This is a genomic window from Aeromicrobium sp. REDSEA-S32_B7 (assembly GCF_001626145.1).
Classification (GTDB): domain Bacteria; phylum Actinomycetota; class Actinomycetes; order Propionibacteriales; family Nocardioidaceae; genus Aeromicrobium; species Aeromicrobium erythreum.
This window is the reverse complement of record NZ_LUNF01000178.1, coordinates 3,852-4,294: the sequence shown is the minus strand read 5'-3', so window position 1 is coordinate 4,294 and position 443 is coordinate 3,852. Positions and strand designations below refer to the sequence as shown.

Genomic DNA, 443 nt, shown 5'->3' with positions numbered 1-443 from the left:
GCCAACTCCGTCCACCCCGGCCGCATCTCGACCCCGGCCACGGACCAGATGCCGCCCGACCTGATCCCGATCCCGCTGGGCCGCGCCGGCACCGTCGAGGAGGTCGCGGGGCTGGTGGTCTTCCTGGCCAGCGACTACTCCTCCTACCTCACCGGCGAGGTCGTCTCGGTCAGCAGCCAGCATGCCTGAGCAGGCCGGCGGCGCAGCGGCGTCGACCGCGGGAGCGAGCCGGCGCGAGGAGCTGCTGCGGATCGCGGCCGACCTCTTCGCGACCAAGGGCTTCCGCAACACCACCGTCCGCGACATCGCGGACGCCGCCGGCATCCTCTCGGGCAGCCTCTACCACCACTTCGACTCCAAGGAGTCGATGGTCGACGAGCTGATGCGCACCTTCCAGGCCGAGCTGTTCGCGGCGTACGACGACATCCTGGCCAGTCCCGACG

The 443-nt window shown here is 71.1% G+C and carries 1 protein-coding gene and 1 pseudogene; both read left to right on the top strand.

Annotation, left to right across the window (positions count from 1 at the left end; translation table 11 throughout):
* A partial coding sequence (locus A6Q79_RS12490) for an SDR family oxidoreductase (RefSeq protein ID WP_317698478.1) occupies positions 1 to 189 on the top strand: 189 nt, incomplete at its 5' end.
* Positions 182 to 443, top strand: a pseudogene (locus A6Q79_RS12485) (TetR/AcrR family transcriptional regulator); the annotation flags it as partial. The gene A6Q79_RS12490 and the pseudogene A6Q79_RS12485, both read left to right, overlap by 8 nt.